Source organism: Acinetobacter sp. CIP 64.2 (genome assembly GCF_000369645.1).
GTDB lineage: Bacteria > Pseudomonadota > Gammaproteobacteria > Pseudomonadales > Moraxellaceae > Acinetobacter.
Genome location: NZ_KB850122.1, coordinates 948,974 through 968,505, shown reverse-complemented (window position 1 = coordinate 968,505; position 19,532 = coordinate 948,974). Strand labels below are relative to the sequence as shown.

Sequence of the window (19,532 nt, the reverse complement as noted above, 5' to 3'; positions counted from 1 at the left end):
GACAATCAGTTTAGATCATCATGTTGTAGTGTAGGTAATTCATAATCCACACAGAGCCGACCAAGAGTACGGCAATACATAAAATTGTGTAGATAAATGCAATAAGGTTCCAACGTTGTTCAGATGATGTATTCATGTGTAAGAAGTACACAAGTTGTACAAGTACCTGAGCAACAGCAGTAATTGCAATTACTGTAACTAAAACGCCACGGCTGAAACCACCCGACATCACCATCCCGAAGGGGATGATGGTGAGGATAACAGAAAGGATAAATCCAACAGTGTATTGTTTAAAGTTACCGTGTGACGCACCTGCAGCATTATGGTCATGACTACTCATTAGAGAACTCCCAGTAAGTAAACGACGCTGAATACACAGATCCAAACGATGTCAAGGAAGTGCCAGAACAAGCTTAAGCAAGCAAGACGACGTGTATTCGGTAAGGTCAAACCATTCTTTTTGATTTGATACATCAATACCAACATCCACACTAAACCAGAAGTTACGTGGATACCGTGTGTACCAACCAAAGTAAAGAACGATGATAAGAATGCACTGTGAGTAGGGCCATGACCTTCATGTACAAGGTGACGGAACTCATAGATTTCCATACCAATGAACGATGCACCGAAAAGGAATGTAATGAATAACCAAGTGATGACTTGATTTACATTCTTTTTATAAGATGCAAGTACAGCAAAACCAAATGTTACCGATGAGATCAATAAGGCAAATGTTTCAGTTAAGACGAAGCCTAATGAATCATGGAACAGGTCATATGCACTTGGGGTTCCTGGCGGGATATGACTGCTTAATACAGCGAACGCAATGAAGAGTGATCCGAAAAGAATCAAGTCACTCATCAAGTATGTCCAGAAACCAAAGACCGTTAAGTCCGTATCATCATGTTCATGATGACCATCGTGGCCGTGGTTGTCGTGATGAAGTACTTCAGCCATTTCCTTAGTCCTTCTTCAAGTGTTTTTCAAGTAAAGCATAGCGTTCGTTTTCAATACGCTCAACTTCAGCAGCAGGAACGTAGTAGTCAACATTCTTGGTGAATGAACTCACGATCAAGCTAACAACAGCTGAAACGAATGAAACAACAACAAGCCACCAAATATGCCAGATAAGTGCAAAGCCAAGTAATGTAATGAACATTGCAATGACAAAACCAGCAGCACGATCAGTCGGCATGTGGATGTCTTCATATTTAGTGTTACGTGCGTATGCTACACCATTTTCTTTGTCAGTCCAGAAACGATCAACACCGCTAGCTTCCGGTACATGTGCAAAGTTATAGAATGGGGCAGGAGATGACGTTGCCCATTCAAGGGTACGGCTATCCCACGGATCGCCAGTATGGTCCATGTTGTCCTTACGTTGTAAGAAACCAACGATGATTTGCATCAAGAAGCAGGCAATACCAATCGCAACAAGAACAGCACCAAACAATGCAATTGCCAAGTACGGATCCCATTCTGGGTTGTCATATGTATTCAAACGACGTGTCATACCCATGAAACCAAGGATATAAAGTGGCATGAATGCAAAGTAAAAACCGAAGAACCAGAACCAGAATGCAGCTTTACCCCATGCTTCATTGAGCTTCCAACCAAACATTTTTGGCCAGTAGAAGATGATGCCGGCAAACATACCAAACACCACACCACCGATAATTACGTTATGGAAGTGAGCGATCAAGAACAATGAGTTGTGTACAAGGAAGTCCGCAGGTGGAACAGCCATAAGTACGCCAGTTAAACCACCAATACCAAATGTTACCAGGAAGCCAAGCGTCCATAACATAGGAGTAGTAAAGGTGATGCGACCTTTATACATTGTGAATAACCAAGAGAAGATTTTCACACCTGTTGGAATCGCAATAACCATGGTCATGATACCGAAGAACGCATTAACGTTCGCACCAGCACCCATGGTGAAGAAGTGGTGAAGCCATACAACGAACGCAAGAACAGTAATCGCAATCGTTGCATACACCATAGATTTATAACCGAACAACGCTTTACGAGAGAAGGTTGCAACGATTTCTGAGTATAGACCAAATGCTGGCAATACCAAGATATATACTTCAGGGTGACCCCATGTCCAGATCAAGTTCACGTAAAGCATTGGGCTACCGCCAAGCTCATTGGTGAAGAAATGGAAACCGAAGTAACGGTCAAGTGTAAGCATTGCAAGCGTACCTGTTAATACAGGGAATGATGCAATGATTAATACAGCCGTACACAGTGAAGTCCACGTGAAAATAGGCATGTCCATCAATTTCATGCCAGGCGCACGCATCTTGATGATGGTAACAAAGAAGTTAACACCAGATAAAAGCGTACCTAGACCAGAAACCTGAAGTGCCCAGATATAGTAGTCAACACCTACACCAGGAGAATATTGAATGCCAGATAGAGGAGGGTAAGCCATCCAACCAGTCGCAGCAAATTCACCTAATACAAGTGAAAGCATCATCAAACCAGCAGCGCCTGCGAATAACCAGAAGCTTAAAGAGTTTAATAATGGGAAAGCAACGTCACGAGCACCAATCTGTAAAGGTACAGAGATGTTCATCATACCAACAACGAGACCCATGGCCACGAAGAAGATCATGATTACACCGTGCGCGGTGAAGATCTGGTCGTAGTGGTCAGGATGTAAGTAACCTTCGCCGCCGCCTTTCGCGAGGAAAAGTTGTAGACGCATCATGATCGCATCGGCGAAACCACGCAGAAGCATGACCACAGATACGATGATATACATGATACCAATCTTTTTATGGTCTACAGTGATAAACCACTCATTCCACAAATATCCCCATTTCTTGAAATAGGTGATACCGCCCAAAACAGCAATTGCACCAAGTGCCATAAAGACCATGGTGACAAGTACAAGGGGTTCAGTCGGGATAGAATCCCACCCCAATTTACCAAAAATCATATCCATGTCTTATTCCCCTTGAGCAGCGTGTTCTGCTGCAGCATGAGTTTCTGCTGTTGCATTATGTCCAGCAGAATGGTCAGCACCGTGATAGTTACTCATATAATGGTTGATGATTGTTTCAAACAATTTTGGCTCAACTGATGAGTAATAAGTCACTGGGTGTGGCTTAGTCGGGAACGGTTTCATCGCTTCAGCTTTAGCAAGTGCTTCTTGATCACCAGCAGCTTTAGCACGATTCACTAAATGTTCGATCTGATGCTTAGAACGATCGCCATCTTTAAGCGTTGCTAACTCAGCTTGGTCAAGTGTGCCTTTTTGAATTGCTTCAGGGTTGATACTTGTACCATTACCAGCTTTAACTGCTTCTACCCATTGTGCAAATTCTGGCTCAGTCACGCTATGTGCTTTAAAGCGCATTTGTGAGAAACCGTAACCTGAATAGTTTGCTGAGAAACCACGGAAAACTCCTGGCTCATCGGCTAATAGATGAAGGTGAGTTTGCATACCAGCCATTGCGTAAATCTGACCGCCTAACTGTGGGATGAAGAACGAGTTCATCGTAAAGTTAGAAGTGATTTTAAAGCTTACTGGTGTTTGTTCTGGGAAGCGTACTTCGTTTACCGTTGCAATGTTTTGCTCAGGATAGATAAAAATCCATTTGAACTGTTCAGCGACAGCTTGAATAGTCAATGGTGCTTTATCTGATTCTAACGGACGGTAAGGGTCGTACTTGTGGGAACCCCACCAAGTTAACCAAGCTAAAATACCAATAATAATGACAGGTACGCCCCATACAACAATTTCAATTGCCGTAGAGTGTGCCCAAGTAGGTTTATAGTCTGCATCTTTATTCGACGCGCGATATTTCCAACCAAACCATAATGCCATGACGATTGATGGAATGACCACCAATAGCATTAGATAGATCGCAGTCATCATCAAGTTACTTTGACCTTGACCAACTGGACCTTTATTGTTTAGAAGTACCATATCACCACCGCACCCAGTTAAGAGTGCAGCCATCGTTGATAAAGACAATACAGCTAAAATCGTTTGTCTCATTTTACAACCTCGGTGAAGAGTCCCATTCCCTAATTAAATTATGGGATAGCGATTAAAGTGTCGCGTGATTGATAAGAATTGTATAAAAAATGCTTAGCAATCACGCGACACCGCTACGTTGTTGGGCATTATGCCTCATATTGAAAAACTAAGCTACTGATAAAGTGGTCTGAACTGCTTGTTTTAAAACCCGATTTATCTTGTAGGGATTGTTGTTTCGGTACATTTTTTTTCTATAGATATCAATTTAATATATAAAAAAAGAGGAATAAATCCTCTTTTGTTTATTGATTTGTGATTACTGCTTAATTACCTTGGTTTTTGCCAATTTATCGTGCAAAGTTTGACGATTTTTAGTAAATGCGAATAAAGCGTAATCAATCACGGTAATGATTGGGATTAGAAGAAGGTTAAGAATAATGAAGAGCACACTTCTTACCCAGAAGGCCCGAATTGTGCTGACTGGCGCAGCGGTTTCTACATCTACAATTTTAATCTTGGCGATTTTTTTACCTAGGCTCTGGCCTGATTTTGCAATGAAAAATGCTTGGATCATGAGCATAATAATCAGGTAAGTAAAGATCATTATCCATGCTTCATTTGGAATTAACTGCATCAGTTGGTGCTGTAATTCTACTGCTTTATCCGATGCAATTTGGGTTGCTTGCATCTGTTTTTGAATCTCGAATAATTCTTGATATTGGCTTTCATTAAAAAAGAAAGATGGAATTGAGGCCATTGGTAGCCATAAGATTAAATCAAAAACCTTTGCCAATGCACGAGAGTGAAAAGGGGCTAGTTCAGGTACTTTCTGTTCGACTTTGATTTTGTAAGTTGGTTCATTCGTTTCAGTTTTAACTTGAGCACTAAAAGGAGAGTAACCTACAGGTTCGTAGACAAGTTTGCCTTGTGTTAGTTCGCCAAGTGTTTTCCATTCGGCCATGCCTTCATGCCAAGCTAAATCGGTCAATAAAACTTGTTGACTAGCAAGCATCTGGTTCACTTGTTCTAAACTATAAGGTCCTGCTTGTTGATTGTTACGAGCCAAGTAAATTTGCATAATTTAAAAATCTCAATTACGAAAGATGAAAAAAGACCCTGCAAAGGAGGGTCTTTTTCTAAAAAAGACTAGGCTTGCTTGATTTGTTCTTCAGCAAGGAAGAACCATGTATCAAGTACTGAGTCAGGGTTAAGTGACACAGATTCAATCCCTTGTTCCATAAGCCATTTAGCAAGGTCAGGGTGATCCGAAGGACCTTGACCACAAATACCGACATATTTGCCTGCTTTACGGCAAGCATGAATGGCCATAGAAAGCAGCGCTTTAACTGCTGGATCACGCTCATCGAATAAGTGAGACACGATACCAGAGTCGCGGTCTAGACCTAGTGTTAATTGTGTTAAGTCATTTGAGCCGATAGAGAAGCCATCGAAATGTTCAAGAAATTGCTCAGCCAATAATGCATTGGTTGGAAGTTCACACATCATAATGACTTTAAGACCATTTTCACCACGTTTTAAACCATTTAGAGCAAGCAACTCAATCACACGTTTTGCTTCAGAAACAGTACGAACAAATGGGATCATGATTTGAATGTTAGTTAAGCCCATTTCATCACGTGCTTTTTTCAAGGCACGGCATTCAAGCTCAAAACAATCACGGAAGTTGTCAGAAACATAACGACTTGCTCCGCGGAAGCCCAACATTGGGTTTTCTTCTTCAGGTTCGTATAACTTACCACCGATCAAATTCGCATATTCATTCGATTTGAAGTCCGACATACGTACAATCACCGGCTTGTCTGCAAATGCAGCTGCAAGTGTAGAGATACCTTCAACCAACTTTTCAACATAGAATTCAACTGGTGAAGAGTAACCCGCTGTACGTGCCATAACAGCAGCACGTGTTTCACGTGGCAAGCTTTCAATATTCAATAATGCTTTTGGATGTACGCCGATCATACGGTTAATGATGAACTCAAGACGTGCTAGACCAATCCCTTCATTTGGAATTTGAGCAAAGTCAAATGCGCGGTCAGGGTTACCGACGTTCATCATAATCTTGAATGGTAGTGATGGCATTGAGTGAATCGAGTTACGTTGAACTTCGAAATCTAATGCACCTTCATAGATGAAACCTGTATCACCCTCAGCACAAGAAACAGTCACTTCTTGACCGTCTGAAAGGACTTCGGTGGCATTACCACAACCTACGATTGCTGGAACACCTAATTCACGTGCAATAATGGCAGCGTGACACGTACGACCACCACGGTTAGTGACAATCGCAGCAGCACGTTTCATGACGGGTTCCCAGTCTGGGTCAGTCATGTCAGAGACAAGTACATCACCGTCTTGAACCTTATCCATTTCTTTAATTGAAGTCACAACGCGAACTTTACCAGAACCAATACGTTGGCCAATTGAACGACCTTCACAAATCACGGTGCCGCGTTGTTTTAACAGGTAGCGTTCCATTGTGCCGACATTTTGACGGCTTTTTACAGTTTCAGGACGTGCTTGAACGATATAGATTTGACCATCATCGCCATCTTTTGCCCATTCAATGTCCATTGGCGAGCCATAATGTTGCTCAATGATCAAGGCTTGTTTAGCCAATTCATGTAATTCATGATCATTGAGTGCAAATTGTTGACGTTCTTGCTTTTCAACATCAACCACAACCACAGATTTACCTGCCGCACCTTCTTCACCATAAATCATTTTTTGGTGTTTAGAACCGAGGTTACGACGTAAAACAGAGTGTTTACCTGCATTTAAGAGCGGTTTAGATAAATAGAATTCGTCAGGGTTAACTGCACCTTGCACCACCATTTCACCTAGACCGTAAGATGCGGTGATAAATACCACATCACGGAAACCTGATTCTGTATCTAGCGTGAACATAACACCCGCAGCGCCAGTTTCTGAGCGAACCATACGTTGTACGCCAGCAGAAAGAGCGACAACACTATGTTCAAAGCCTTGGTGTACACGGTAAGCAATGGCGCGGTCATTATAAAGAGAAGCAAAAACCTCTTTAATCGCGATCAGAATATTATCGATCCCACGAATGTTGAGGAAAGTTTCTTGCTGACCTGCGAAAGACGCATCGGGTAAATCTTCAGCAGTCGCAGAAGAACGAACTGCAACGGCAATGTCTGGGTTACCGTTTGAAAGTGCTGCAAATGCATCACGAATTTCTTGTTCTAAAGTTGCAGTGAGCGGAGTATCAACAATCCATTGACGGATTTTTGCACCGGTTTCAGCAAGTGTAATTACATCATCAACATTAAGCTGAGGAAGTTCAGCTTGAATACGAGCGTTTAAGCCGCTTTGATCTAAGAACTCACGATAGGCAGCAGCAGTTGTTGCAAAGCCACCCGGTACCGATACACCAGCATTGGATAAATGACTGATCATTTCACCCAGAGATGAGTTTTTCCCACCTACGAGTTCGACATCGTGTTTTCCTAATTTTTCCAGACCGATTACGCGCGCTTCCAAAGTATTTACTCCACTTTTTTTGCAGTATGAATGACCATCATTGGTATGAAATTATACAAAAGTGCTTAGATTTAGTATTTTACTAAGCGACAGTCATGTTAGATGAGTTTACTATAAAGATTATAGAGCACTAAGACAAATGTTTAAGGAGAATTTTGATGCCCGTAAGTAAAGAAATTAAACGGAGCGTTTTTTTTATTTCAGATGGTACCGCAATTACCGCAGAAACCCTTGGACATTCACTACTTGCGCAATTTCCGAATGTTGATTTTGACATTCATATTATGCCTTATATCACCACAGAAGAAGCCGCAATGAATGTGGTGGTGGAGATCAATGCTTGTCAATCTCGAGATGGCTCTTTACCACTGGTTTTTGATACGTTGGTTGATCCGCATGTCCGTGAAATTATTAACACGGCCAAGGCTGTAAATCTTGATGTATTTGAAGGATTAATTAGTAAACTAGAACAGGAAATCGGGATCCCGCCAACAACTCTAGTTGGACAAACCCACGCAGTAACTGATTCAGAATATTATAAAGCACGTATCGATGCCGTTCATTTCGCACTGGATAATGATGATGGAGCAAGAACGCGCCATTATGATAAAGCCGATATCATTTTAATTGGCGTGTCTCGTTCGGGGAAGACACCAACTTCGATTTATTTGTCACTGCAATTTGGTGTGCGTGTTGCGAACTATCCTTTGACCGAGGAAGACTTGGATGATAACCGCTTGCCTAAAGTACTACGCGAACATAAAAATAAACTTTTTGGTTTAATGATTGATGCCGAACGTTTGGTGGCAATTCGTAATGAGCGTAAGGCGAATAGTCGTTATGCTAGCTTTAGCCAATGCCAAATGGAGTTGCGCGCCATTGAGGGGATTTACATCTCTGAGGGAATTAAATATTTAAATGTAACTGAAATGTCGATTGAAGAAATTTCAACACGTGTTTTACAAATGACGGGTTTAAAGCGTCGTATTGGTTAAGTGGATCAGGCAGTCTAAAAATGTCTGTTAGACTGCCTCAAAACTATCTTAGTCAGATTTAAAATTTGTATGGAAGTACTATTTACTAATAAATTTTTGATATTAAACAATAAATAAAAATGGTTGGCCAGTCATATAGCAGGTGATAATTTGACTGCATTTCTGCTATAATATTGTGACTTATATCTCATTTTATTTCTTGTTGTTGGTGCTCTATGGCTTTTATTGCGACTGAATATCTTGATCGAAAGAGTTCTGTTTGGAACAGAAGTCTGTGAATCTCGCGTTCCCTTTTCACTCCAACCACCAAATGAGTGAAGTTCAGCAAAACATTTATAACAGTATTCCGAGTCTGGTCTGGTTGCTTTCAGAGCAAGGTGATGCCTATTTTTTTAATAGTGTCAGCCAAGAATATATCGGCTTTAACAATCTAGCGCATTTTGCAGAAAATTGGGTGGATTTAATTCATTCTGATGATATTTCACTGCTCCGTAATGAATGGGAGCATGCTTTTTGTTCGCGCTTACCTTTTCAACTCGAATGCCGCCTGAAACATCGATCAGGTTCGTACCGCTGGTTCTCATTGTCTGCAAAGTTTTTGAACGCTGAAGTTGAGGGTCAAGGCTATTGGTTTGTTAACAGTGTTGATATTCATGAAACCAAACAATATCAACAAAATCTTGTGAAGTGTATTAATGCGCAAACCAGTATGCTGGATAATAGTATTGACTGTATCAAATTATTAGAAGCAGATGGCTCATTATTACATGTCAATAAAACAGGCTGTATCGCACTTAATATCCAAGAAAATAATCTTCGATTTGGCATGAAATGGGCTGAACTTTTGCCTTTAGAAATGCGTTCTAAAGCAACTTATGCCTTGAAAACAGCACTCAAAGGAAAAACGGCTCGCTTTCGTGGAATGAGTGGCGAGAGCACAGAGCGGCAATATTGGGATAATTTGCTGACACCTATATTAAATGATCAGGGGCAGATTGAGCAGGTCTTATGTTTGTCGCGGGATATAACGACACAGAGGCAAACGGAAATACAGCTCCGCTTGTCTAGTGAACTAGATGAATTAACGGGGCTTTATAATCGTCGTTTTTTGAAACGCCAGTTGAAACGTGCCCTACATCGACATAAAAAAGATGAAAAACTGGTTGGCTTGATGTTACTGGATCTGGATTACTTCAAGCACATCAATGATACGCTGGGGCACTCAGCAGGTGATCATTTACTGCGTATTCTATCTAAACGTATCGAAAATATTTTGCCAGAAAATACCTTTGTTGCCCGTTTGGGCGGAGATGAGTTCGCAATTGTCGTGAATGGTATTGATACCGAAGCAGAACTTGAAAAAGTGGCTATAGATGTGAGTCGACAGCTAGATGCACCCATTACTTATGCGGGAAGTTTAATTAACGGTAGCATGAGTATCGGTTGTGCGATTTATCCGCGTGATGCCAAAGACTCTTCAAATTTAATGAAGTGTGCGGATACAGCTTTAAATGATTTGAAAGCTGCCGGTCGTGGTGGTTTCCGTATGTTTAATCCGCAAATGCAGATCGCGGCACAGAATATTGCCATTCAATTGAATGAGGCACGACATATTATCCGTGATGGCCTAATGGTTCCCTATTACCAACCTAAGGTACGGTTATCAGATGCGAAAGTTGTGGGTTTTGAAGCATTACTGCGTTGGCAAACAGAGGATCAATGTATTCATTCGCCTCATAAAATAGAACAGGCTTTTCAAGACTATTCATTAGCGACGAAAATTAGTGATGCAATTCAAAATAAAGTGTTTAAAGACATTGCTATGTGGATTGAACAAGGATTAGATGTTGTTCCTGTGTCAATCAATGCAGCACCAGTCGAATTCTTGAAAGATAATTATGCTGAGCGTTTATTGCAGCGTTTGAATTTATATAAAATTCCGCACCATCTGGTAGAAATTGAAATTACTGAACATATCTTGGATGACCGTGGTTCTGATTATGTGATTCGGGCATTAAATTTATTAAAACAGCAAGGTGTTAAAATTGCGTTAGATGATTTTGGTACAGGTCACTCATCTTTAACCCGCTTACGTGATTATCCAGTGGACTGTCTGAAAATTGATTGTGATTTTATTCGTCAAATGAACGAAGATGATGCAATTTTAGCAATCGTTCAGGCCATTATTGCCTTAGGGCCGAAGTTGTCTTTGGATATTGTTGCTGAAGGTATTGAAAATATTAAACAGCTTGAATTACTCAAATCGTCTGGATGCTCGATTGGGCAGGGGTATTTATTTAGTCCTGCGGTGAATATACAACAAGCCACAGCAATGCTTCAACACGGCGTATGAGTGGTATCACTTCAATCATAAAAATTAAATAACAAGGCTTATCATAAAGCCTTGTATCTAGATGTGGTGCTTAGTGGGCTTTAAGATCCATCAAGAGACTAAAATTTTCCAAACGCTTTTCTGTATCGTAAATATCACAGGTAAAAATAAACTCATCAACATCATATTGTGCTGCAATTTTATTTAAACCCGCTTGTACTGTAGCTTGAGAGCCAATTTGTGCCATGGCATAAAAATTCTGAATAGCCAATTGCTCAGCACTTGTTGCAAGCCCTTGAGTTGAGTCAATCGGTGGTTTGAGCTTTAAACTATGACCACGAATCAGATTTAAAATACGTTGATAAGAACTGGTCGCTAAATATTGAGCCTCCGCATCCGTTGCTGCGACTACGGTTGGCACCCCCATGGAAACATAAGGTTTGTCCAGATATTCAGACGCCTGGAAATTATCACGATAAATTTCGATTGCTTGGCCTAACATTCTTGGGGCAAAGTGTGAGGCAAAAGAATAGGGCAGCCCGAGCCTAGCTGCCAGTTGTGCGCTAAATAAACTTGAACCGAGTAGCCAAACTGGGACATGGGTGTTTTGACCTGGTGTCGCAATAATTCTTTGGTTGGCCTGTGGTGCTTTAAAGTATTGCAAAATTTCCACAACATCCTGAGGGAATTGATCTTCAGTTTCCTGACGGCCACGTCGCAGGGCACGCATGGTCATTTGATCCGTACCAGGAGCACGACCTAAACCAAGTTCAAAACGATTTGGATAAAGTGTTGCCAAGGTTCCGAATTGCTCTGCAACCACCAATGGTGCATGGTTTGGCAGCATAATACCGCCTGAACCAAGACGGATGTGCTGCGTATTTGCGGCAATAAAGCCCAATAAAACAGCAGTTGCAGAACTGGCAATCCCATCCATATTATGATGTTCGGCTAGCCAGAATCGCTCATAGCCTAACTTTTCAGCATGTTGTGCAAGTTCTAATGCATGTCGTAGTGAAAACTCGATACTTTTATCATCCCGAACTGGTGCAAGTTCAAGTATAGAGAATTTTATATCTTGTAATGATTTCATCATTGATTCTCAGAATTGTATATCGAGATAATACGATATAAGTTGAATTTTGTATATCGTTTTTGGTCGATATATTGTGTTGTTGCTATAAAAAAAGCGCCCGAAGGCGCTAAAAGGGTAACTTGTTGTTCTGTTAATTTAGCGATCTTTATACCAACCACGGTGGCGACCATTATCATGGCGATCATCATAGCGGGAATTGTAATAACGGCGGTCATCATAATGGCGGCGGTTTTCATAACGGCGATCATAGCGACGGTCATCATAACGGCGGTCAGCATCACGATCCTGACCAACTTTTTGGCCTAAAGCTGAACCACCTGCAGCACCTAAAGCGGCGCCAATATAACCACCATTTGTGCCTCCCATATTACGGCCAACAGTATAGCCCCCAACACCACCTAAGCCGCCACCAATCGCGGCTTCTGTGCGGTCACGTCGGTTACTGGATGCGGCTGCACCACCTGCACCACCCAAAGCAGAACCAATCATGGCGCCTGTATTACCACCTAGTTGTTTACCTAACGCGGTACCCACTACACTGCCTAAAGCGGAAGTTGCGGCTACACGAGCTGTATTATCTGCATGTGCCACAGTCATCATCGATGATGCTGCAAGAACCACGCTACATAACCACAGATTTGATTTCATGGTGAAACTCCTTATCCATTCTTTTGGACAGTATTCTTTTGCTTGCGATAAATGTAACAAGAGATTTGAGTGAAAATATGGAGTGCAATCTCTGGATTGAGAGAGTTTGAGGAGGTTTTTGTATGGCTTATATTACAAGTGTAGAAATTGTGAATAAATTATAAAAATAAAGAATGAATACGCAACAAACAACGGTGCACGTGCGAATCGAGTACAATAGCTGCAGTTTAAATTGGGGTACATATATGCTGCTGGAAAAAATTTTGCAATCACAAGGCTTTGGTTCACGTAAGTATTGCCAGCAGTTAATAAAAAATGGGTCTGTCCAGATCGATCAGCAGGTTTGTAATAATCCGAAGCAGAATATTGCGACAGATCAACTTTGTTTTCAGGTCTTTGGTGAAGAATATCAATATCGCGAACACGTTTATATTGTCTTAAATAAACCTCAAGGGTATGAGTGTTCGCATCAAGCCACACATCATAAGAGTGTATTCAGTTTATTGCCAGAGATTCTGATTCATCGTGGTATTCAATGTGTAGGACGCTTGGATCAAGATACTACAGGGCTATTATTGCTGACGGATGATGGTCAATATTTACAGGCATTGACTCATCCACGTAAACATGTACCTAAGGTTTATCATGTCAGCACTGCTGATCCTGTCACAGCTGAACAGCAAATGAGACTAGAGCGGGGAGTTGAGCTGCGCAATGAAAAAGGGATTTACGCGGCAACAGATGTGCAACTTTTTTCAACCCATCAACTGTCGATGACCATTCATCAAGGCATCTACCACCAAGTCAAAAGAATGCTTGCCGCTGTTGGTAATAAAGTTGAAGCTTTACATCGTCACCAGATAGGCTCACTCGAATTGCCTGAATTGTTACAAGGTGAATGGATGTATTTAAGCGATGAGCAAAAGCAGCTGAGCCAAAATATCTCGGGAGAAGATTAATTACTTAAGGAAGCAGTGATAGGTCTTGAATTCACTGTCCTGAATAAATCCCATTTGTTCATAAAGACGATGGGATTGATAGTTATTTTTCTGGGTTTCTAGACTGATGCGTTGAGCATTTTCATGCCGCGCAAATAGAATTGCAGTATCAATGAGTTGTTTGGCGGCGCCTTGTTTACGGTAGGATGGTGTCACATAGACATCATCAAGGATGTAATAGGTTTCACAAGCAACGGAAGAAAAGGCGAGATAAAGCAGGACAAAGCCTGTAAAGACATCATCTTTCACATGAATGAAAATGACACTGTCTTTATTGTCAAAGCGGTGCTTTAAAAACTGATAAGATTGTTCAATATTTGATGATGCTCCGTAGAACTGACGATATTCGTCAAACAAGACAGCAAGTTGATGTAGATCTTCTTTTGTGGCTCGCTTAACAATCATTCCTACACATCCTTACACTTATAATTTTATTCGGACTGTCAGAATAACCAAAAAAATTCAGCTGAAAAATAAAAACTTGTTTGTAAATGCAACATTGTTAAGTTTTGTCACTTTCACCGAGCAATGCATTCAATTCTTCAAACAAATCTTCATGATCATCTTCAATCTCGGTCGCCGATGGGTTTTCAGCATTAGCCACGGCCTTGGATTTACGCAGTTTGAGTAACTGTTCCATGTTGATGTTTTGGTTTTCGATCGTAAAAGGGATCGACTTGGTCAATACCACTTGTTTGAAGAAAAGGCGAACAGCCTGAGCAGGGGAGATCCCCAACTGTTTAAATACAGCAAAGGCTTGCTTCTTTTCCTGTGAATCGAGGCGAACCTGATAAACTTCTGTTTTTCGCATGAAGAATGTAACCACATATTTTTAGTTATCGTCATGTATTTTAAACCATTGCAATGTAATTTCAATATTTTTGAAGCGAAAAAATAGATTTTTTGTCATTACGTTGTGGTGGCAATGCAAGTTCAAAGTGAGAACTAAAATGCATTTCCTGTTTCAAAATCGGGTCAAGGAATTGAATTTCTTTGGCCAGTAATTGTAAAGGATGGCTAAAATCATCTTCTGCTTTATGTTCAATATTTGGATAAAATGAATCATTAAGTATTGGAATATCAAGATAATTTAAATGAACACGTAATTGATGTTGTTTGCCCGTTTTAGGCATTAGTTGATATTTGGCGTAGTCTTGATTATGTTCCAATAGTTCGATCAAGGTTTCTGTATTATTTGCTTTTTCTTGATTAATTTGCATGGTGTAAAAAGGCTGGCCTTTTTCTAAATGCAGCTGCAAATTTTTGGGAAAATCTAGTTCAGGGCGATAGGCAGCAATTGCGTGATAGATTTTTTGTACTTTTCTTTCGGCAAAAAGCTGCTGATAAATGCCTCTGGCAGTCGCTTTTTTACAGAATAGAACCACACCTGCTGTTTCACGATCCAGTCGATGAATGGGGGTAAGATCTGCATAGCCCGTCTGTTTTTTAAGTCGGACTAACAGGGTTTCTTGTACATATTGTCCTGTTGGACTCATGGTCAAAAAATGCGGTTTATCGACTACAAGTAGTTCATCATTTTCAAATAAAATTTTATGCTGAAACGGTACATGAATTTCGTGGGCCAGAAAACGATAATAAAAAATATGAGTATTGGGTGTGTAAAGACTATCTAACTGGAGTTTGAGTCCATCTGCCGCATAAATCAGCCCATCGGCAAAACGCTGTTGCCATTCATTGATCTGAATATGTGGAAACTGCTGGCAGAGATAATCAAAAACGGTATGTGCAGCAACATCATTGGGTAAAAAGACTTTACTGGCACTGACGCCATTGAGTAGCGGTGGCGTAAATTCAATGATTGATGACATACAGCGATATCGACTCGGTAAACGGTGTAAAAAAAGTCAGTCTAAAAGGACTTTATTAGGCTTTAAAGCAGGGCAATGTTATCATAGCTGCCATTCCAATTTTGTTTTATTTGCCATGTCGTATTCAGTGAAATTTACTCTAAATCATGAACAAGACACTCAGCGTTTTGCGCAGATCCTCTCTGAACAGGTGCACTCAGGCATTATTTATTTAATTGGTGATCTAGGAGCTGGGAAAACCACATTTACCCGTTATTTTCTACAAAACTTAGGACATCAAGGTTCGGTAAAAAGTCCAACTTATACCTTGGTTGAACCTTATACCATCCATGGCAAAGAAATTTTTCATTTTGACCTGTATCGTTTGAATGATCCTTATGAATTAGAATTGATGGGAATCCGTGATTACTTAGATGTAGCAGATGCGCTATTTTTATTTGAATGGCCATCGAAAGGTGGTGATGAAATTCCAAAACCCGATATTGTGATTGATATGCAAAAATCGGAAGATGAACTGACTCGATTCGTGACTTTAACTACCCAGTCTGAATCTTTATCTCAAAGTTTGCAGGAACAATTGAATGGCGCATGATTCAACCCGTCGTATTCATACCCTTGATGCTGCTTTAGCCAACCAGATCGCTGCGGGTGAAGTAATTGAACGTCCATCATCAGTCGTTAAAGAATTATTAGAAAACTCAATCGATGCGGGTGCAACCGAACTGATTATTCGTGTGGCACAAGGCGGTTCGACCTTGATAGAAATCATTGATAACGGTAATGGTATTCATCCGGATGATTTATCTTTGGCCGTGATGCGCCATGCCACCAGTAAAATTCAAACAGCAGATGACTTACATGCGATTGTAAGTTTGGGATTCCGTGGAGAAGCATTGGCTTCGATTGCAGCGGTATCGCGCTTGACTCTCACGAGTAGTCAAGATGAGCAGGGCGTGGGCTACCAGGTGGAAGTGAATGGTACCGCATTTGATCATCAGCAGATTCAAGCGGTGGCTGCACAAAAAGGCACACATATTCGTGTCCAAGATCTATTTTTTAATGTACCCGCACGCCGTAAATTCTTAAAAAAACCGACGACAGAATTTAATCATATTGAAGAAATTGTACGTCGTTTGGCTTTAACACATTTCGATATTCGCTTTGTACTGGAACATAACGATAATATTCGTTTAAATCTGCCTGTGGCGGATAGCGGTGAGTTACGTTATCAACGTGTTCAGCAATTATTGGGTCAACAGTTTATTCAAAATGCCTACTGGATTGATGCTGAAAGTATCAATATGCGTTTGTCGGGCTGGTTGGGACACCCTTCTGATGCACGTGCGCAGGCGGATATGCAATATGTCTATGTGAATGGTCGTATTGTCAAAGATAAAACCATTTCACACGCTTTACGTATGGCCTATGAAGGAATTTTGCATGGTCATCAACATTCATCTTATTTATTGTTTTTAGAAGTTGATCCTGAAAATATTGATGTGAATGTACATCCGACCAAGCATGAAATTCGTTTTTTAAATCAGCGTGAAGTGCATGAATTTGTACGTCACTATGCCAAAGCAACTTTGTCTCAATTTCAGACCGCCAGTGCAGATTTAGCACAAGCAATGAAAACAGATGAAGCTTCAGCAGAACATTTTAATTATCAGCCTCAACCTAAATACCAAGAACAATTTAATTTGCATCGAGCAGTCGCTGAGCCTGAGCGACAAGCCAATCAGCAGGTTGCTGTTTCGACAGATTTATTGACTGAATTTAATCAAAGCCGTCCACAAGCAGTGCAGTATAATTCAACATCACAAGAACCACGTTATAACGGCTCTGCACAGTTAAATAATGCACTCAAAAGCTATTTAGCGCCTTTACGTGAAGAAACAGAAGATGGAAATGATCAAGGACCATCACGTGTGGATGAGTTTCCTTTAGGAATCGCAATCGCACAACTGCATGGTATCTATATTTTGGCGCAAAATACTGAAGGCCTGATTATTGTGGACATGCATGCAGCACATGAACGTATTTTGTTGCAGCAGATGAAGTCGGCATGGGATAAACCTGAATTCTGGACCTCACAGCAACTACTGATTCCTAAAGTTGTTTCGATTACGCGAATGCAAGCGACTCGCGTTGAAGATTTACAACCACAATTGCAGCGCTTAGGTCTGGAAATTGATCAGTATGGCGATGAGCAGGTGATTGTGCGTGGTGTACCTGCGATTTTGCATAAAGCTGATTTTGGAAATTTAGTTCCTGAATTGTTAAATGATCTTGATCCGAATGATGAGGCGCGAGGTTTATTGCAAAAACGTGATGAGCTACTTGCAGGTATGGCGTGTCATGGCGCCGTACGTGCACATCGCCAGTTAAGCCTATCTGAAATGAATGCTTTATTGCGTCAAATGGAACAAACCGAGTTTGCCAGTCAATGTAATCATGGGCGTCCAACTTGGCGGGCATTTCCACTGAATCAATTAGATAAATTATTTGCTCGAGGAGAGTAGTTTTACATGTCAAATCAATTGCCCGTCATCAATTTAATGGGGCCTACCGCAAGTGGTAAAACTGCATTGGCATGCGAACTTTATGAGCGTGGTAATTTTGAGCTGATCTCGGTTGATTCGGCTTTAGTGTATAAAGATATGGATATTGGCACAGCAAAGCCGACTAAAGAAGAGCAACAACAATATCCACATCATTTAATTGATATTATTACCCCTTTGGAGGTCTATTCAGCAGCACAATTTGTTGAAGATGTCTGCCCATTGATTGATGATATGCATGCACGTGGTAAAACCCCGATTTTGGTGGGGGGAACCATGCTATATTTTAAAGCTCTGTTAGAAGGTCTGGCCAATAATTTGCCAAATGCTGACCAAGCAATCCGCGATGCAATTGTTGCCAAGGCTGATCTTGAAGGCTGGCAGGCGGTTTATGATGAGTTGGTGGCTGTCGATCCTGTTGCGGGGCAAAAATTTAAAGTCTCAGATAAACAACGGATTATTCGTGCACTTGAAGTCTATCGAATAACAGGCGAGCCGATAACAAAATTACAAGCTGAGCAGCCTAAAAATCAACCATATCGTTACATATTTCATAACTACGCATTGATGCCTGATCGTTTAGAATTACATCAACGCATTGAGCAAAGATTAAGCAAAATGTGGAACATTGGTTTTTTAAATGAAGTAGAGGAATTGATTAAAAAATACGATTTAAATGATAATTTACCGTCCATGCGGTCCGTCGGTTATCGTCAAGCTTTGGATTTTTTACTAAAAAGTGATCTAAGTCTCAAAAATAAAGTAGAAATGGAGAACAAAGCCCTTTTTGCGACGAGGCAATTAGCTAAACGTCAATACACTTGGTTACGTTCTTTGCAAGAATTACACGATTTTAAAACTTACATGACGATAATGCAGGCGAAAGAAGACTTGCGAAACTTCTTTGGATAAAGCAAAATTCGCAGGCTGTCTTTTTATAATTTTTAGTTGAAAAATAAAGATAGTTTTTTTGCGCTGATTTAAAAATTTTTTTGGAGTTAAAAATGTCTAAAGGTCAAACTTTACAAGATCCGTTCTTAAATTCTCTCCGTAAAGAACGTATTCCAGTTTCTATTTTCCTTGTAAACGGTATCAAATTGCAGGGTCATATTGAGTCATTTGACCAATATGTTGTTTTATTAAAAAACACTGTAAGTCAAATGGTTTATAAACACGCAATTTCTACAGTTGTTCCTGCGCGTAATCCACGCCCAGCTGGTGCTCAAGGTGCTGCAGGTGGCTTCCCAGCTCAAGGTGCTGCAGGCGGCTTTGGCGGTCAAGGTTCTACTGGTGGCTTCGGTGGTCAAGGTGGCTTTGGTGGTCAAGGTGGCGGCTTCGGTGGTCAAGGTGGTTTCGGTGGTCAAGGTGGCTTCGGCGGTCAAGGTGGCTTCGGCGGTCAAGGTGGTGGCTTCGGTGGTCAAGGTGGCTTTGGTGGTCAAGGTGGCTTTGGTCATCAAGGTGGCTTCGACGGCGAAACTAAATTTGAAGATGGTCAAGAAGACGAAAATAATCGTTAATTGATCAATGATCTTTAATCAAATGCCAGTCTCT

At 40.9% G+C, this 19,532-nt stretch carries 18 protein-coding genes; 7 read left to right on the top strand and 11 right to left on the bottom strand.

Annotated elements, in window-relative coordinates:
* Positions 1–10: 10 nt before the first annotated feature.
* The 6 genes from F895_RS06605 to ppsA all read right to left on the bottom strand — a co-directional run bounded on the left by F895_RS06605 (position 11) and on the right by ppsA (position 7,522).
* Positions 11–340, bottom strand: coding sequence for a cytochrome o ubiquinol oxidase subunit IV (locus F895_RS06605; protein WP_005242336.1), 330 nt, complete (start codon positions 338–340; stop codon positions 11–13).
* Positions 340–960: a cytochrome o ubiquinol oxidase subunit III gene (gene cyoC / locus F895_RS06610; RefSeq protein ID WP_005242334.1), complete on the bottom strand. Its 621-nt coding sequence runs from the start codon at positions 958–960 to the stop codon at positions 340–342. Before cyoC ends, F895_RS06605 begins: the two co-directional genes overlap by 1 nt.
* Positions 961–964: 4 nt before the next feature.
* Entirely contained in the window at positions 965–2,956 is a 1,992-nt protein-coding gene (gene cyoB, locus F895_RS06615; RefSeq protein WP_004771587.1) for a cytochrome o ubiquinol oxidase subunit I, read from the bottom strand.
* A gap of 3 nt (positions 2,957–2,959) precedes the next feature.
* Positions 2,960–4,015 (bottom strand): ubiquinol oxidase subunit II, encoded by a 1,056-nt coding sequence (cyoA, locus tag F895_RS06620; RefSeq protein WP_005242332.1) that lies wholly within the window; start codon positions 4,013–4,015, stop codon positions 2,960–2,962.
* A gap of 298 nt (positions 4,016–4,313) precedes the next feature.
* Positions 4,314–5,075 (bottom strand): RDD family protein, encoded by a 762-nt coding sequence (locus F895_RS06625; protein WP_005242330.1) that lies wholly within the window; start codon positions 5,073–5,075, stop codon positions 4,314–4,316.
* A gap of 68 nt (positions 5,076–5,143) precedes the next feature.
* Complete coding sequence (gene ppsA / locus F895_RS06630) at positions 5,144–7,522, bottom strand: phosphoenolpyruvate synthase (RefSeq protein ID WP_005242328.1); 2,379 nt, start codon at positions 7,520–7,522, stop codon at positions 5,144–5,146.
* 158 nt (positions 7,523–7,680) lie between these two features.
* Here ppsA and F895_RS06635 point away from each other — a divergent pair, with 158 nt between their 5' ends.
* Both F895_RS06635 and F895_RS06640 read left to right on the top strand, forming a co-directional pair.
* Positions 7,681–8,517 (top strand): posphoenolpyruvate synthetase regulatory kinase/phosphorylase PpsR, encoded by an 837-nt coding sequence (locus F895_RS06635; protein WP_005242327.1) that lies wholly within the window; start codon positions 7,681–7,683, stop codon positions 8,515–8,517.
* A 274-nt stretch (positions 8,518–8,791) separates the two neighbouring features.
* The gene (locus F895_RS06640) at positions 8,792–10,870 is read left to right on the top strand and encodes a sensor domain-containing protein (protein WP_010589717.1); all 2,079 of its coding nucleotides are present in this window, start codon (positions 8,792–8,794) and stop codon (positions 10,868–10,870) included.
* 70 nt (positions 10,871–10,940) lie between these two features.
* Here F895_RS06640 and F895_RS06645 read toward each other — a convergent pair whose 3' ends face one another.
* Both F895_RS06645 and F895_RS06650 read right to left on the bottom strand, forming a co-directional pair.
* Positions 10,941–11,942 carry an LLM class flavin-dependent oxidoreductase gene (locus tag F895_RS06645; RefSeq protein WP_005242322.1) on the bottom strand — a complete coding sequence of 334 codons (1,002 nt, stop codon included), beginning with the start codon at positions 11,940–11,942 and terminating at the stop codon, positions 10,941–10,943.
* A 138-nt stretch (positions 11,943–12,080) separates the two neighbouring features.
* Entirely contained in the window at positions 12,081–12,593 is a 513-nt protein-coding gene (locus F895_RS06650; RefSeq protein WP_005242321.1) for a hypothetical protein, read from the bottom strand.
* Positions 12,594–12,838: 245 nt separating this feature from the next.
* On the opposite strand from F895_RS06650, the gene F895_RS06655 reads away from it, so the two are divergent.
* A complete protein-coding gene (locus tag F895_RS06655; RefSeq protein WP_010589716.1) occupies positions 12,839–13,552 on the top strand; it encodes a pseudouridine synthase in 714 nt (237 codons plus the stop codon).
* Here the strand turns inward: F895_RS06655 and F895_RS06660 are convergent, their stop codons facing one another.
* The 3 genes from F895_RS06660 to F895_RS06670 all read right to left on the bottom strand — a co-directional run bounded on the left by F895_RS06660 (position 13,553) and on the right by F895_RS06670 (position 15,420).
* On the bottom strand, positions 13,553–13,996 hold the full coding sequence (locus F895_RS06660) for a GNAT family N-acetyltransferase (protein ID WP_005242317.1): 444 nt from the start codon (positions 13,994–13,996) through the stop codon (positions 13,553–13,555).
* Positions 13,997–14,093: 97 nt separating this feature from the next.
* On the bottom strand, positions 14,094–14,402 hold the full coding sequence (locus F895_RS06665) for a type II toxin-antitoxin system RelB/DinJ family antitoxin (RefSeq protein WP_005242315.1): 309 nt from the start codon (positions 14,400–14,402) through the stop codon (positions 14,094–14,096).
* A gap of 61 nt (positions 14,403–14,463) precedes the next feature.
* Positions 14,464–15,420: a pseudouridine synthase gene (locus F895_RS06670; RefSeq protein ID WP_005242313.1), complete on the bottom strand. Its 957-nt coding sequence runs from the start codon at positions 15,418–15,420 to the stop codon at positions 14,464–14,466.
* Positions 15,421–15,535: 115 nt separating this feature from the next.
* Here F895_RS06670 and tsaE point away from each other — a divergent pair, with 115 nt between their 5' ends.
* From tsaE to hfq, 4 genes are all read left to right on the top strand, one after another.
* Complete coding sequence (gene tsaE, locus F895_RS06675) at positions 15,536–16,012, top strand: tRNA (adenosine(37)-N6)-threonylcarbamoyltransferase complex ATPase subunit type 1 TsaE (protein WP_005242311.1); 477 nt, start codon at positions 15,536–15,538, stop codon at positions 16,010–16,012.
* Positions 16,002–17,942, top strand: a complete 1,941-nt coding sequence (mutL, locus tag F895_RS06680; protein WP_005242308.1) for a DNA mismatch repair endonuclease MutL — start codon at positions 16,002–16,004, stop codon at positions 17,940–17,942. The genes tsaE and mutL overlap by 11 nt, the downstream gene beginning before the upstream one ends.
* A 6-nt stretch (positions 17,943–17,948) precedes the next feature.
* The gene (gene miaA, locus F895_RS06685; protein ID WP_005242306.1) at positions 17,949–18,893 is read left to right on the top strand and encodes a tRNA (adenosine(37)-N6)-dimethylallyltransferase MiaA; all 945 of its coding nucleotides are present in this window, start codon (positions 17,949–17,951) and stop codon (positions 18,891–18,893) included.
* A gap of 92 nt (positions 18,894–18,985) precedes the next feature.
* On the top strand, positions 18,986–19,498 hold the full coding sequence (gene hfq / locus F895_RS06690) for an RNA chaperone Hfq (protein WP_005242305.1): 513 nt from the start codon (positions 18,986–18,988) through the stop codon (positions 19,496–19,498).
* Positions 19,499–19,532 lie beyond the last annotated feature (34 nt).